Source organism: Variovorax sp. GW822-FHT04E09 (genome assembly GCF_058800845.1).
In genome coordinates this window covers 645,321-658,414 of the sequence record NZ_JBXAMR010000003.1, presented here as the reverse complement: position 1 = coordinate 658,414, position 13,094 = coordinate 645,321, and the positions used below count along the sequence as shown (strand labels likewise).

Genomic DNA, 13,094 nt, shown 5'->3' with positions numbered 1-13,094 from the left:
ACAGACATGACGACAGACACCATCCTCGACGTTCGCGGCATCTCCAAGCGTTTCGGCGGGCTGCAGGCCCTCTCGGACGTGGGCATCACCATCAAGCGCGGCCAGGTCTACGGCCTGATCGGGCCCAACGGCGCCGGCAAGACGACCTTCTTCAACGTGATCACCGGGCTGTACACGCCCGACAGCGGCACCTTCGAACTGGCCGGCAAGCCTTACCAGCCGACGGCCGTGCACGAAGTGGCCAAGGCCGGCATCGCGCGCACCTTCCAGAACATCCGCCTCTTCGCCGAAATGACGGCGCTGGAGAACGTGATGGTCGGGCGCCACATCCGCACGCACTCGGGCGTGTTCGGCGCCATGCTGCGCACCAAGGGCTTCAAGGCCGAAGAAGCGGCCATCGCCAAGCGCGCGCAGGAGCTGCTCGACTACGTGGGCATCGGCAAGTTCGCCGACTACAAGGCGCGCACGCTGAGCTACGGCGACCAGCGCCGCCTCGAGATCGCCCGCGCACTGGCCACCGACCCCCAGCTCATCGCGCTGGACGAACCGGCCGCCGGCATGAACTCGACCGAGAAGGTCCTGCTGCGCGAGCTCATCGACCGCATCCGCAAGGACAACCGCACGATCCTGATCATCGAACACGACGTCAAGCTCATCATGGGCCTGTGCGACCGCGTCACCGTGCTCGACTACGGCAAGCAGATTGCCGAGGGCAACCCGGTCGAGGTACAGAAGAACGAAAAGGTGATCGAGGCCTACCTCGGCACCGGAGGACACTGAGATGAGCACCGCAGAAGCAACGATGGCAACCGCGACGGCACCGGCCGCCGCCAAGGCCGCAGGCAAGAACCTGCTCAAGGTCCGTGGCCTGAAGGTGGGCTACGGCGGCATCCAGGCCGTGAAGGGCGTGGACTTCGACGTGTTCGAGGGCGAGCTGGTCTCGCTCATCGGCTCCAACGGCGCCGGCAAGACCACCACCATGAAGGCCATCACCGGCACGCTGCCGGCCGGCGCGGGCGACATCGAGTTCCTGGGCCGCAGCATCAAGGGCCGTGGCGCCTGGGACCTGGTGGGCGAGGGCCTCGTGATGGTGCCCGAGGGCCGCGGCGTGTTCACGCGCATGACGATCACCGAGAACCTGCAGATCGGCGCCTACATCCGCAACGACAAGGCCGAGATCGCCAGCGACATGGAGCGCGTGTTCGTGACCTTCCCGCGCCTGCGCGAGCGCAAGGACCAACTGGCCGGCACGATGTCGGGCGGCGAACAGCAGATGCTGGCCATGGGCCGTGCGCTCATGGCGCGTCCGAAGGTGCTGCTGCTCGACGAACCCACCATGGGCCTGTCGCCGATCATGTGCGACAAGATCTTCGAGGTGGTGCAGACCGTGGCGTCGCAAGGCGTCACGATCCTGCTGGTTGAGCAGAACGCCAACCGCGCGCTGCAGCTGGCCGACCGCGGCTACGTCATGGAGTCGGGCCTCATCACGATGAACGGCGACGCCAAGGAACTGCTGCGCGACCCGCGCGTGCGCGCCGCCTACCTCGGCGAGTAAGCGCCGCCAGCGCCAAACGGCCAGCACCGCAGAGCGCGGTGGCTGGCCGTTTTTTCGTCTGTCCCTAGCCCATCATCGCGGCGGCGGCCTTGATCGCCTCGCGGATGCGCCCGTAGGTGCCGCAGCGGCACACGTTCTCGATGGCGTCGATGTCGGCGTCCGTCGGGGTGCGGGTGCGGCGCAGCAGGTCGACCGCGGCCATGATCTGGCCCGGCTGGCAGAAGCCGCACTGCGGCACGTCCAGGTTCATCCAGGCCTGCTGCACCGGGTGCAGCGTGTTGCCGTTGGCCAGGCCCTCGATGGTCGTCACTTGGCGCCCGCGCACGTCGGACACGCGCACCGAGCAGGTCGTCACGGCCTTGCCGTCGACGTGGCAGGTGCAGGCCTTGCACACGTTGATGCCGCAGCCGTACTTCGGGCCGGTGATGCCGAGCTTGTCACGCAGCACCCACAGCAGCGCCAGGTCGTCGGGCGCCTCGACGTCGACGTTCTGGCCGTTCACCTTGAAAGATTGCACAGGCATGGCGGGTCTCCTCAGGCGGGGATCGGAACGTTGACGGGCGTGGGCAGCTTGCCCGGCGGGATCGGCGTGAAGTCGACCGGGAAGTTCAGCGGGAAGCTGCGCGGCTTGATGCCGGTGGCGCGCCCATAGGCGTTGGCGATCGCGCCCGAGCTCGCCGACAGGCCGACCTCGCCCAGCCCGCCGATGGCCTCGCCGTTGGCCGGCAGGATGATGATCTTCACGTCCTTCGGGTAGTGCTTCATGCGCGAGAAGTGGTACTGCGAGTAGCTGCCTTCCAGCGGCAGGCCGTTCTGGATGTGCAGCCCCGCCGACAGCACCAGCGCGATCGATTCGCACAGGCCGCCCTGCAGCTGCGCCTCGATACCCGAGGGGTTGATCGGCGTGCCGACGTCGATGGCGATGGTCGCGCGCACCACGCGGGCCTGCGCCGGCACGCGCGCGTCGATCTCGACGATGCAGGCCGTGAACGACTTCGACTCCTGGTGCACGCCCACGCCCTGCGCAAAGCCCGCCGGCATCGCCTTGCCCCATTGCGCGGCCTCCGCCACGGCCTTCAGCACCGCGCGGGCGCGCGGCAGGCGCAGGTACTCGAGCCGGAAGGCGACCGGGTCCTTGCGCGCCGCGCGGGCCATCTCGTCGACCAGGATCTCTTCCACCAGCCGCGCGGGCTGGATGTGCACCGAGCGGTAGGAGCAGGTGTTCATGTCCATCGGCACCGGCGTCAGCAGCTTGGTCGTGACGCCGAAGTTGTAGGGCGAGGTCACCATGGTCTTGAACATCACCTGCTCGATCGCGAAGTTGCCCACCGTCTGCGGGAAGGCGTTGGGCAGCGCGATGGCGGCGGCCTCGAGCATGTTGCCGAAGCCGTGGCGCGTGTCCAGGCGCACGCTGGCGATGCGCTGCTCGAAGGCGATCACCTGGCCCAGCAGCATCGTGGCGCGCGCCTTCTGGTAGATCGGCGGGCGGATGCGCGTGTGGCGCATGTCGTCGGTGCGGTGGTACATCAGGCGGCAAGGGCGCCCCAGCGCCTTCGACACCTGGATCGCCTGCAGCACCGGGTCCCAGAACAGGCGCCGCCCGAAGGAGCCGCCCGAGGGCACCGCATGCACGACGACCTTGTTCAGCGGCAGGCCCAGCTCGGCGGCCACCGCCTGCTGGGTGACGATGGGGCTCTGCAGCCCGGCCCAGATCTCGGCACGGTCGGCTCGCACATCGGCAATCGCACATTCGACTTCCATCGGGCAGTGCGCGGCCGGTGCGAACTCGAACTCGGCCTCGACCGTCAGCGCGCCCAGCGGCGGCAGCGCAAAGGGCAGCAGCGACGACTTCAGCTTGCGCATGATGGTGGCGTTCGACTCGCCGTCGAGCGGGCCGGCGGCCCAGGTCACGTCGAGCGCGTTCACCGCGGCCCAGGCCTGGCCGAAGGTCTCGGCCATCACCGCCACGCCCGGCGGCGTCGGCGTGATGCCGTTGGTGGCGGGGATCGGCACCACGCCGATCACGCCCGGCATGCCCATCACGGTGTTCAGGTTGTTGATGCCGACGAACTTGCCGTTGATGGTCGGCGGGCGCCGCACCATCGTCGGCTTGGCATTGGGCACCGCCTGGTCGAGCGTGAACTTCTTGCGCCCGGTGACGATGTCCAGCGCATCGAGCCGCGTCACGCGCTGGCCGACCACCGAGGGCGTCGAGCCCGAGAGCAGGCCGCCGAGGCCGCCCAGCACCGGCATGCCGGCGTGCATCGAGCGCACGCTCGACGAGCCGCCCGTGAGCTGGTTCCAGATCAGCTCGGGGCTCGCGTCGGCCGACGTGACTTCGATGGCGCTCAGCGGCAGGCGCAGCTTGTCGGCCAGCATCATCGCGCTGGCCGTGGCGATGCCCTGGCCCACTTCGAGGCGCGGCAGCGCCAGGCGCACGCGGCCGTCGCCGGTGTTCGTCACCTTCACCAGCGGCATGGTCGGCAGCGAGGTCAGCGTGACCGCGTCGCCGATGTCGATCAGGTCGGTGGTGTCGGGCGGGGTCATGGGCAGCAGCGCGGCGACTGCCGAGGCGGGCGCCGTGAGGGCGCCGAGCCCCGCGATGCCGGCCGCCGCCGAGGCCAGCGGCGCGGCCGTGGCGTAGCCCAGCACGTCGCGCCGGCGCAGGCCGTGCGCATCCCCGCCGTCCGGCCCGCGCGCGGGGCGCGGGTCCTTGTTCGAACGCTTCATCGTTGTCTCCTTGTTGTTTGGCGAACGCGGATGACTGTGGCACCATCGCCGCGCCGAAGATGTCGTTGCAACGACATTTCTTACGGACCCCGCCGACCGGCGCCTGCGACGGTTCGGCCGATGCGATGTCACGAGGGACGACAGCAGGAGGCGCGATGTCGAACGCGTTGGAGAACATGCTTCGCGAGAGCCTGTGGGCGCGCGCGCTCACGGACGACGAACTCGACCGCGTCGTCCAGGAGTCGCACGAGCGCGTGGTGCCGGCCGGCGGCTTCGTCGTGCGGCGCGGCGAGCCGGCCGATCACTGGATCGGCGTGATCGACGGCCTCATGAAGATGTCGGTGTCGCTGCCCGACGGGCGCGTGTCCACCTTCACCGGCGTGACCGCCGGCGGCTGGGGTGGCGAAGGCTCGCTGCTCACCCCCGGATGCTGGCGCTACGACGGCGTCGCGCTGCGGCCCACGCGCGTGGCCTGCGTGCCGCGGCACAGCTTCGAGCGGCTGATGTCCACCAGCATCGACTTCAATCGGTTTCTGTTGTTACACATCAATGCGCGACTGAGCCTGTTCATCGGCCTCATGGAATTCGATCGCCTGCTCGGCCCCGACGCGCGCGTGGCGCGCTGCCTGGCCAGCCTGTTCGACCCCATCCTCTATCCGCGTGCCACCCGCTTCGTGCGGCTGAGCCAGGACGAGATCGGCCTCTTGTCGGCCGTGTCGCGCCAGCGTGCCAACCGCGCGCTGCATGCGCTGCAGCGCGACGGCCTGTTGCGCATCGAGCATGGCGGCGTGGAAGTGCTCGACCTCGCGGGCCTGCGCACCTACCAGAGCGGGGCGGCCGAAGCGGCGGCGGCCGTGGCTGCGGCCACCGACACGCAGGCCGCAGCGCCCCTGGACGACCTCGTCAGTCCACCTTCGCCCCGGTGGCCTTGACCACCTTCTCGTACTTCGCCAGTTCGCTCTTCATGAAGGCGCCGAACTGCTCGGACGAGTTGCCGACCGGCTCGGCCAGCATCGAGGCGAAGCGGGTCTTCGTTTCCGGCGCGTTCAGCGCGGCGACGAAGGCCTGATTCAGTTTCGCGACCACCTCGGGCGGCGTGCCGGCCGGTGCGACCAGACCCCACCAGGTGTCGATCGAGAAGCCCTTGAGCGTGTCGGCCACGGGCGGCACGTCGGGCAGGGCGCTGCTGCGCTTGAGCGTCGTGACCGCGATCGCCTTCAGCTTGCCCGAGCGGATGTTCGGCGCGGCCGTGGCGAGGTTGTCGAAGTTGAAGTCGACCTGGCCCGACAGCAGCGCCAGCTGCGCCGGGTTGCCGCCGTTGTACGGAATGTGCACCGCGAAGATGCCCGCTTCCTTCTTGAACAGCTCGCCCGCCAGGTGGCCGGCGCTGCCGTTGCCGCCGCTGGCGTAGTTGAGTTTGGCCGGGTTGGCCTTGGCGTAGCGGATCAGGTCGGCCAGCGTGCGGATGTTCAGGCGGTTGGCCGTCTCGGCGTTCATCACCAGCACGTTGGGCACGCGCACCATCTGCGTGATCGGCGCGAAGTCGGTCGCGGCGTTGAACGGCATCTTGCTGTACAGCCACGGGTTCACCGCGTTCGTGGCCGTGGCCGCGATGCCGATCGTGAGGCCGTCCGCCGGCGCCTTGGCCACGAAGTCGGCGCCGATGTTGCCGCCCGCGCCGGGCTTGTTGTCGATGATGACCGGGCCGCCCAGCGTGTCCTTCACCTGCTCGGCCAGGATGCGCGCCGTGTTGTCGATCGGGCCGCCGGCCGCGTAGGGCACGACGAGGCGGATCGGGCGGTGTTGTTGTGCGACCGCGTGGCTGGTGGCAAGCACCGTGGCGCCAGCGATCAGGGTCAGGAGGAAGTGTCTCGTCTTCATGTTGTTTTGCGGAAAGGAAAGGGGAGCGCGAAGGCTCAGGGCAGGGCCTTGTCGGCTTCGGTGGTGAAGGCGTCGGCGAAGAACTCTTCTTCGGGCAGGCCCGCGAGCGCCACGTAGTCGCGCTTGGCCGAGTCGACCACGATCGGCGCGCCGCAGGCATACACCTGGTGGCCCGACAGGTCCGTGAAGTCTTCCAGCACCGCCTGGTGGACGAAGCCGGTGCGGCCGGTCCAGTTGTCTTCCGGCGTGGCGTTCGACACCACGGGCACGTAGCGCAGGTTCGGCATCGCGGCCAGCTGCTCGCGCAGCCAGGCGTCCATGTACAGGTCTTCGGGGCGGCGCCCGCCCCAGTAGATCGCGGCGGGCCGCTCGATGCCCTTGAACTGCATGTGCTCGAGCAGCGCCTTGATCGGTGCGAAGCCCGTGCCCGAGGCCAGCAGGATCATCGGCTTGTCGGAGTCTTCGCGCAGGAAGAAGCTGCCGAACGGGCCTTCGATGCGCAGGATCTCTTTTTCCTTCATCGCGCCGAAGACGTGGTCGGTGAACTTGCCGCCCGGCAGGTGGCGCAGGTGCAGTTCCAGGCCCGTGCCCGGCACGGCCACCGTGTGCGGTGCATTGGCCATCGAGTAGCTGCGGCGCGCGCCGTCGCGCAGGATGAACTCCACGTACTGGCCGGCGTAGAACTGGAGCGGCTCGCCGGCCGGCAGCTGCAGGCGCAGCATCATCACGTCGTGCGACTGGCGCGTGAGCGCCATCACGCGCACCGGCATCTTGCGGATCGGCAGCGCGCCGGCCTCGGTGACCTGGCGCGATTCGAGCACCACGTCGCTCGTCGGATGGGCGCAGCAGGTCAGCACGTAGCCGGCCAGCTGCTCCTCGGCGCTCAGCGCCTTGCTCTGGTGCGGGCCGAGCGTGACCTCGCCCGAGAGCTTCTTGCACTTGCAGGAACCGCAGGCGCCGTCCTTGCAGCCGTAGGGGAGGCCGATGCCCTGGCGGATGCCGGCCGCGAGGATGGTTTCGTCGCCCTGGACCACAAAGTGGCGCCCGCTGGGCTCGACGGTGATGGAAAAGCCCGCTTCGTGCGGCGCTGTAGCAGTCATCGGTATTCTTCGGGGGTGAACTTTCCCGGCTGCGTGCGGCCGGGACAACTGAATTGAGACAGGAAACCCGGATTTTGCCTTCAATCAATAGTCCCTCCGGCGCACTGCCGGCCCGGTTCCGGCGCGAGCGCCTGCTGATCGTCGGCTGCGGCGATGTCGGCCAGCGCGTGGCGCGCAACCTGCGCGGGCGCATGCAGCTGGTGGCGCTCACGTCCTCAGTCGACCGCGTCGCGGCGCTGCGCGCGGCCGGCATCCGGCCGCTGGTGGGCAACCTGGACGACAGTGCCACCCTGCGCCGCCTGGCGGGCATCGCCACCCGTGTGGTGCACCTGGCGCCGCCCGCGCGCGAGGGCGGCGCGGCCTGGTGGCGCGACCAGCGCACCGTGTCGCTGGCGCAGGCGCTGCGGCTGCGCTCGCTGCCCTCGGCGCTGGTCTACGGCTCCACCAGCGGCGTGTACGGCGACTGCGGCGGCGCGCGCGTGAGCGAAACGCGCGGCGTGCGGCCCGACACCCCGCGCTCCCACCGGCGCGTCGATGCCGAGCGCGCCGTGCGCTGGTTCGGCCGCAGCACCGGCGTGCGCGCCAGCATCCTGCGCATCCCGGGCATCTACGCGCCCGACCGCGAGAACGGCACGCCGCGCGGCCGCCTGGAGCGCGGCACGCCCGTGCTGCGGCGCGAGGACGACGTCTACACGAGCCACATCCACGCCGACGACCTCGCACGCGCCTGCGTGGCGGCGCTGTTCCGCGGCAAGCCCCAGCGCGTGGTGCACGCGTCGGACGACACCGAGCTGCGCATGGGCGACTACTTCGACCTGGCCGCCGACCTCTACGGCATGCCCCGCCCGCCGCGCGTGGCGCGCGATGAGGCGCAGCGGCAATTGCCGCTGCAACTGCTGAGCTTCATGGGCGAATCGCGCCGGCTCGACAACACGCGGCTCAAGCGCGAGCTGCGCGTGCGGCTCGCGCATCCGACGGTGCATACCGGCCTGCAGCCTGCGCAAGCCTGAAGAAAGGACGCACCCGTGAGCAAACAGAGCGTGCGCATCTCCGACGGCCATCCGACCTTCGGCTCGACCGCCGTCTTCGACACCTTCAAGTACGCGCCCGGCGTCAAGGCCGGCGGCCTGCTGTTCGTGGCGGGGCAGGTCGGCCTGCGTGCCGACGGCAGCGTGCCCGAGAGCGCCGCGGAACAGGCCGACTGGGCCTTCCGGCGGCTGGGCGTGGTGCTCGAAAGCGCGGGGCTCGGCTTCGCCGACCTGGTGGAGATCGTGAGCTACCACGTCGACGTCGAGCACGAGCTGGCGGGCTTTCGCGAGGTGAAGGATCGCTACATCACCGAGGATTTCCCGGCGTGGACGATCCTGGGTGTGGCGGCGCTGGCGCGGCCGGCGCTGCGGGTGGAGATTCGCGCCGTGGCGGCGTTGAAGACCGCGCAAGCGGGCTGACACCGAAGCGGATGCCCAGGGGCCGGGCGTACCATGGCAGGACAGGTTCCAGATCGAACCGATCGAAGCGAAGCGAAGCGGACGAAACGAATGCCCCAAACGATTGAAGCGTTGCTTGCCGATCAAGGCGCACAGGCTGTCCTCGCCTACTTGAACGCGCGCGTGCCGCATCGGTACACCGGGATCTACAAGATCCGCGCCGACCTGGTCACGAGCCTCTACCTGCACGACAAGCAAGGCGAGCTGATCCCCGAGAACATCGCCGTCGTGCCCTTCGAGGCGAGCATCTGTCCCTTTGTCCTGCGCGACGGGTGGTTCCGCACCGACGATTCGAGCGTGGACGAGCGCTTTGCCACGCATCCCGGGCGGGGCTACACCATCAGTTACCACGGCGTTCCGCTCTTGAACCCCGCGGGCGCGGTCGCCGGCACCCTGTGCCACTTCAACTTCACGGCCGTGCCGCTGCCGGACGACGAGTTCGAGCTGCTGCACCAGGCCGCCTTGTCGCTGCAGGTGAAGCTGGCCGACGCTCTTTGCTAGGGCGGGGCTTTACCCGGCCTGAAAAGCTCCGAAGCAAAGAAAAACCCGCTGCGCCAGTGAAGCGAGCGGGTTTCTTGATGTGGGGGTGAGACGGTGTCGTCTCATGGTGCCCGGGGCCGGAATCGAACCGGCACACCTTTCGGTGGGGGATTTTGAGTCCCGGGTGAAAGTGAGCATCCATGCGGGTTTGCGCCTCGAAATGCTCCGCATTTCCCCTGCGAAACGCCCCAATGAGGTACGAGAAAAGCGGAGCGCTTTTCAGCCCACCGGTTTGAGCTTTCGGACGCTCCCATAGCGGCGCTCTGTCGTGCGCATGTCGGAGTGCTGCAGCGGGTTCGACGCGGATTGCAGGTCCTCGGATTTCTGCGCCGCGCGCTTGCGGGCGTCGCGCAGGTACAGCTCGCGGATGCGGCGCACCATCTCATCGTCGTTCGCGATGCTGGCCTTCACGGCAGCCCGCTTCCGGGCCTTGTCCCACTGGTAGCTCAGCTTGCGAAGCTCGACGGGATCACCCTCTGACGTGGACAGCAGCATCAGGTGATCAGCGAGCGCGCGCCGCTGGCATGACGACCCACCAGCGCGACGAAGCCCGGCGCGAGCGTGATACCGCGCGCGGCGAGCGCAACAGCCTGGCTGCCGATGTGACGGCACAGAAGGCCGAGGCGGCCGCGACGCTGCGCACCCTGCAGGCCTCGGTGCTGGTCCAGCAGAAACGAATCGATGAGGTCCACGTGGCCCAGGAGAAGACCGATGCAACGAAGCTTGCGACTGTCGCTGATCTGCGCGACCGCCTGCAGCGAGCCGCCGAAGATGCCCGACGTGGGGGCGGTGATGGCAGCGTCCCAGGTGCGCCAAGCGCCGGTGCCGGCCATCGTGCAGCAGGTGGAGTCGTTGCCCCTGGGCTATTTCCGAACCCGGAGGCTGAAGCGGATGACGACGCCTACCTCGCCGACCGGGTGAACGAGGCCTATCGGTCGCGCAGGGCCCGGCTGATGCTGGCGCCCGAATAGCTCATGACCCCGAATCGATTTTCCCGCTCAAGCTACGTGCCGGGCGGGGATTTTGTCGCTTGGGCGCCGATCTAGTGGCGCGTGCCACGGACCCAGTACTGACCACCAAGTGGCAGCCAACCCAGTCCACGTTCCATCCATGACAAAGCCGAGAGCTTGGGAGGGATGAACAAGCAGTAGGAGGCCGCCGTCACGCGCATGGAAGCACTGCGCACGAGCGCTTTCGTTTCACTGGGCTTTAGGAGTACAGCATCAGCATCGTAGGGACAGTTGTTGACGATGCGACGCGTCACTGGGTTGTATGGGTTGTGCTCAAAAATATATAGCTCTCCGCCTGGATTAAGTCGAGATGCGAGCGTGGCTGTAACTGACTCGCGCTGCGAAGGAGGAATGTGGTGATAAACACTCGCCACGAAGATGATATCAAAGGTGCTCTGCATGGGTATGCCATCTTCAAGGAAAAACGAAATTTCAGGATTTTCCTCGCGAGCAATTTCCAAACTCCTAGGCGCGACATCTGACCCTTCAAGTACGGCAGAGGGAAATGCTTCTTTCAAAAATGGAAGGTTCCTGCCAATGCCGCATCCATATTCCAGAATTCTCTTCGGTTCGAGATTGGTGGCGCCACGGACAAGCTCGACTTTGTAGCGAGCGAAATACGCCTCGTCTGAGGAAAAAAATCCAACGCTCTCACGAAGTAGTTCGTTGTAATTATCCGCATGTGCGTCGAAATCGACTTTTTCCATTAATCCGTTCCTTCAAGGGGTGGCGCATGGTACATGTTGAGAATTTTCCCCGCAAACCCGCATGGCGTCTCAAGTGCTGGGCTCTCTGCTGGACGCAGAAAGCAGGGTGTGGGTAGAGGCGCCCAGCGGGGCACGGCAACGCGTGCCGACCCCAGCGGCAGACATGACTTGGATCAGCTACCGGAGTGTCAGTCGAGGACGAACCGTCAACAACAAGTAACCCTCCCAGTAGAATGCGCCTCGCCCCGTCGCTAGCAATAGCATTCTTACAGCCTGATTGCTGTCTTACAAAACTGCCTTAGATGAAAACCATTCTCCAGAGAATTCGGAGCTATTTCGAAGACGGACAGATAAGACTATTTTTTGTTTTATTTGGAATTGTACTGATTGCACGCGGCGGAATTTTTCTTCGCGGCTTTGCAGTCGACGACTATTCATACGGGCGGGGATTTTCTGATGTTGATCGAGAGCTCATTCAAACTCAAGGTCGCTTCCTATTGGTGGCGGTCGCTTCTGCTATCGATTCGCTTGGCGTAAACCTTAACGACATCTATTGGTCACTCGCTTGGGTTGCATTGGCCCTGCAAGTAGCACTGGTCATCTCAGTTCTTCGTTTCGTCGGAGTTGTCAATAGGGCTGGGGTCGTTATGGCCGCAGCGCTTATGGTGGCTCATCCCTATCTTGCGGAAATACTGACATTTCGCATGGTTCTTCCTGGCTATTGTCTTGCCGCGCTGCTTACCGTCATCGCAATGGAGGTGCTGCAGAATCCGCGCGTGGGACGATATACAAGGTTCGTGATTTCCGTCATCGCAACAATAGCGATGCTATTTATTTATCAAGGATTCCTGAATTATCTGGCTGTAGCGTTGGTTTTTGCTCTTCTGCATGACAGTCTTTCCAAGGATGCTGCTGCGTCCACCGCACGCACTCTTACTGTTGGGCAGCAGCGTGCAATTGAACTGCTGCTAGTTTGTATTGCTTCCACCATTGGTTTTTTGGCAATCATGACAGGGCTTAAGCACTTTGACGTGATTGAATTAACAGGGCGCGCAAGACTTGTTCAATTCAATGAAATTTCGGAACGAGTTTCTCAGTTTCGTGAATTGCTGTTAAAGGTCTACTGGCGTGCAGAGCCAGTGGTAGCTCAATGGCCCAAGCTCGTCATTGCTTGCATGATGGCGGCATCGTTCGTTGTCCTTCTTGTAGAAGGAATCCGTGCGCCTGGCTCGCTCCGTAGAAGGGTGATTTTGCTGGGAGCGCTGGTTGCCCTGCTACCTCTCACGGCAGGCGTCATCCTTCTGTTCAGAGACTGGTGGCCTGTGCCAAGGGTGTTGGTGCAAGTTTCGTTGATCATCGGCCTTGTCGTTCTTCTCGGCTGGTCACTCCTGAGAGAGCGCTTCCCTCGCATCCCTTCTGCATTATTGACAGTCCCTGTGCTTGTCCTCACCGTCTCGTTTATTTTTAAAAACAACCAAATCTTCGCTGATCAGCAACGCTTGAATTCTTGGGATGCAATGAAGGTAAATCGCATTGTCAATCGCCTCGAACAGAATTCAGCATTTGATCAAGTAAAAAACGTGTTCGTCAGCGGTGGGAAATGGGCCTATCCAGCTCGCCTTAGTACGATCCAAGGGGACTTAAACATATCGGCACTCTACCCCGGCTACACAAAAATACCGCTTTTTATTGAAATTTCGGGGTACGACTTCAAGCCTGCAGCCGGCGAGCAAAAGATTCAGGGAGAGCAGGTCTGCAAGCAGGTCGCCCCTTGGCCAAGTGCTGAATCTGTCACGGTGATTGGAAGTCTCGCGATCGTTTGTTTAGGCGACTAGAGGACGTTTGATTTACTGCCTGTGGGTGGTATGAGTGCGCCGTTTTCCCCCGCAAGCACGGCGCGTGAATGATTCATCCCATCATTGAGCTCTTTCAGGAGCGCGCTGGCCTGCTTGATATGCAGCGCAGCAAGGCCGGCCTGGATGATGCAATCGCCAACGTGGTCGCTTGGATGTCACTGGTTGCCGATCACCTCACCGAAGACGACTGAGCGGTGCTGGGGAGATCGGCGGGGGGCTCTACAGGGA

15 protein-coding genes are annotated in these 13,094 nt (G+C 65.3%); 8 read left to right on the top strand and 7 right to left on the bottom strand.

The features are described from left to right. The first annotated feature begins 6 nt into the window (after window positions 1-6). Both AC1RL8_RS15320 and AC1RL8_RS15315 read left to right on the top strand, forming a co-directional pair. Complete coding sequence (locus AC1RL8_RS15320) at window positions 7-780, top strand: ABC transporter ATP-binding protein (RefSeq protein ID WP_056572293.1); 774 nt, start codon at window positions 7-9, stop codon at window positions 778-780. A gap of 1 nt (window position 781) precedes the next feature. Further along, window positions 782-1,555 (top strand): ABC transporter ATP-binding protein, encoded by a 774-nt coding sequence (locus tag AC1RL8_RS15315; protein WP_172438340.1) that lies wholly within the window; start codon window positions 782-784, stop codon window positions 1,553-1,555. A gap of 64 nt (window positions 1,556-1,619) precedes the next feature. Here the strand turns inward: AC1RL8_RS15315 and AC1RL8_RS15310 are convergent, their stop codons facing one another. Both AC1RL8_RS15310 and AC1RL8_RS15305 read right to left on the bottom strand, forming a co-directional pair. Further along, window positions 1,620-2,078 (bottom strand): (2Fe-2S)-binding protein, encoded by a 459-nt coding sequence (locus AC1RL8_RS15310; protein ID WP_056572291.1) that lies wholly within the window; start codon window positions 2,076-2,078, stop codon window positions 1,620-1,622. 11 nt (window positions 2,079-2,089) lie between these two features. Further along, complete coding sequence (locus tag AC1RL8_RS15305) at window positions 2,090-4,285, bottom strand: xanthine dehydrogenase family protein molybdopterin-binding subunit (protein WP_390341745.1); 2,196 nt, start codon at window positions 4,283-4,285, stop codon at window positions 2,090-2,092. A 155-nt stretch (window positions 4,286-4,440) separates the two neighbouring features. On the opposite strand from AC1RL8_RS15305, the gene AC1RL8_RS15300 reads away from it, so the two are divergent. Then, window positions 4,441-5,217 (top strand): Crp/Fnr family transcriptional regulator, encoded by a 777-nt coding sequence (locus AC1RL8_RS15300; protein WP_095746547.1) that lies wholly within the window; start codon window positions 4,441-4,443, stop codon window positions 5,215-5,217. Here the strand turns inward: AC1RL8_RS15300 and AC1RL8_RS15295 are convergent. Then, window positions 5,189-6,166, bottom strand: a complete 978-nt coding sequence (locus AC1RL8_RS15295; RefSeq protein WP_095746546.1) for a Bug family tripartite tricarboxylate transporter substrate binding protein — start codon at window positions 6,164-6,166, stop codon at window positions 5,189-5,191. The two genes, AC1RL8_RS15300 and AC1RL8_RS15295, sit on opposite strands and share 29 nt — an antisense overlap. 35 nt (window positions 6,167-6,201) lie before the next feature. Continuing rightward, window positions 6,202-7,266 (bottom strand): CDP-6-deoxy-delta-3,4-glucoseen reductase, encoded by a 1,065-nt coding sequence (locus tag AC1RL8_RS15290; protein ID WP_159275545.1) that lies wholly within the window; start codon window positions 7,264-7,266, stop codon window positions 6,202-6,204. A 74-nt stretch (window positions 7,267-7,340) separates the two neighbouring features. Here AC1RL8_RS15290 and AC1RL8_RS15285 point away from each other — a divergent pair, with 74 nt between their 5' ends. From AC1RL8_RS15285 to AC1RL8_RS15275, 3 genes are all read left to right on the top strand, one after another. After that, window positions 7,341-8,276, top strand: a complete 936-nt coding sequence (locus tag AC1RL8_RS15285; RefSeq protein WP_492684705.1) for an NAD-dependent epimerase/dehydratase family protein — start codon at window positions 7,341-7,343, stop codon at window positions 8,274-8,276. 15 nt (window positions 8,277-8,291) lie between these two features. Continuing rightward, window positions 8,292-8,714, top strand: a complete 423-nt coding sequence (locus tag AC1RL8_RS15280; RefSeq protein WP_492684703.1) for a RidA family protein — start codon at window positions 8,292-8,294, stop codon at window positions 8,712-8,714. 90 nt (window positions 8,715-8,804) lie between these two features. Beyond that, the gene (locus AC1RL8_RS15275; RefSeq protein ID WP_492684702.1) at window positions 8,805-9,254 is read left to right on the top strand and encodes a guanylate cyclase; all 450 of its coding nucleotides are present in this window, start codon (window positions 8,805-8,807) and stop codon (window positions 9,252-9,254) included. A gap of 258 nt (window positions 9,255-9,512) precedes the next feature. Here AC1RL8_RS15275 and AC1RL8_RS15270 read toward each other — a convergent pair whose 3' ends face one another. The 3 genes from AC1RL8_RS15270 to AC1RL8_RS15260 form a co-directional block, all read right to left on the bottom strand. Beyond that, on the bottom strand, window positions 9,513-9,788 hold the full coding sequence (locus AC1RL8_RS15270; RefSeq protein ID WP_492684701.1) for a hypothetical protein: 276 nt from the start codon (window positions 9,786-9,788) through the stop codon (window positions 9,513-9,515). Then, complete coding sequence (locus AC1RL8_RS15265) at window positions 9,788-10,126, bottom strand: hypothetical protein (protein ID WP_492684700.1); 339 nt, start codon at window positions 10,124-10,126, stop codon at window positions 9,788-9,790. Before AC1RL8_RS15265 ends, AC1RL8_RS15270 begins: the two co-directional genes overlap by 1 nt. Before the next feature lie 209 nt (window positions 10,127-10,335). Beyond that, a complete protein-coding gene (locus AC1RL8_RS15260; protein WP_492684699.1) occupies window positions 10,336-11,010 on the bottom strand; it encodes a class I SAM-dependent methyltransferase in 675 nt (224 codons plus the stop codon). Between the two features lie 302 nt (window positions 11,011-11,312). On the opposite strand from AC1RL8_RS15260, the gene AC1RL8_RS15255 reads away from it, so the two are divergent. Further along, a complete protein-coding gene (locus tag AC1RL8_RS15255; RefSeq protein ID WP_492684698.1) occupies window positions 11,313-12,845 on the top strand; it encodes a glucosyltransferase domain-containing protein in 1,533 nt (510 codons plus the stop codon). 68 nt (window positions 12,846-12,913) lie between these two features. Then, window positions 12,914-13,057, top strand: a complete 144-nt coding sequence (locus AC1RL8_RS15250; protein ID WP_492684697.1) for a hypothetical protein — start codon at window positions 12,914-12,916, stop codon at window positions 13,055-13,057. Window positions 13,058-13,094 lie beyond the last annotated feature (37 nt).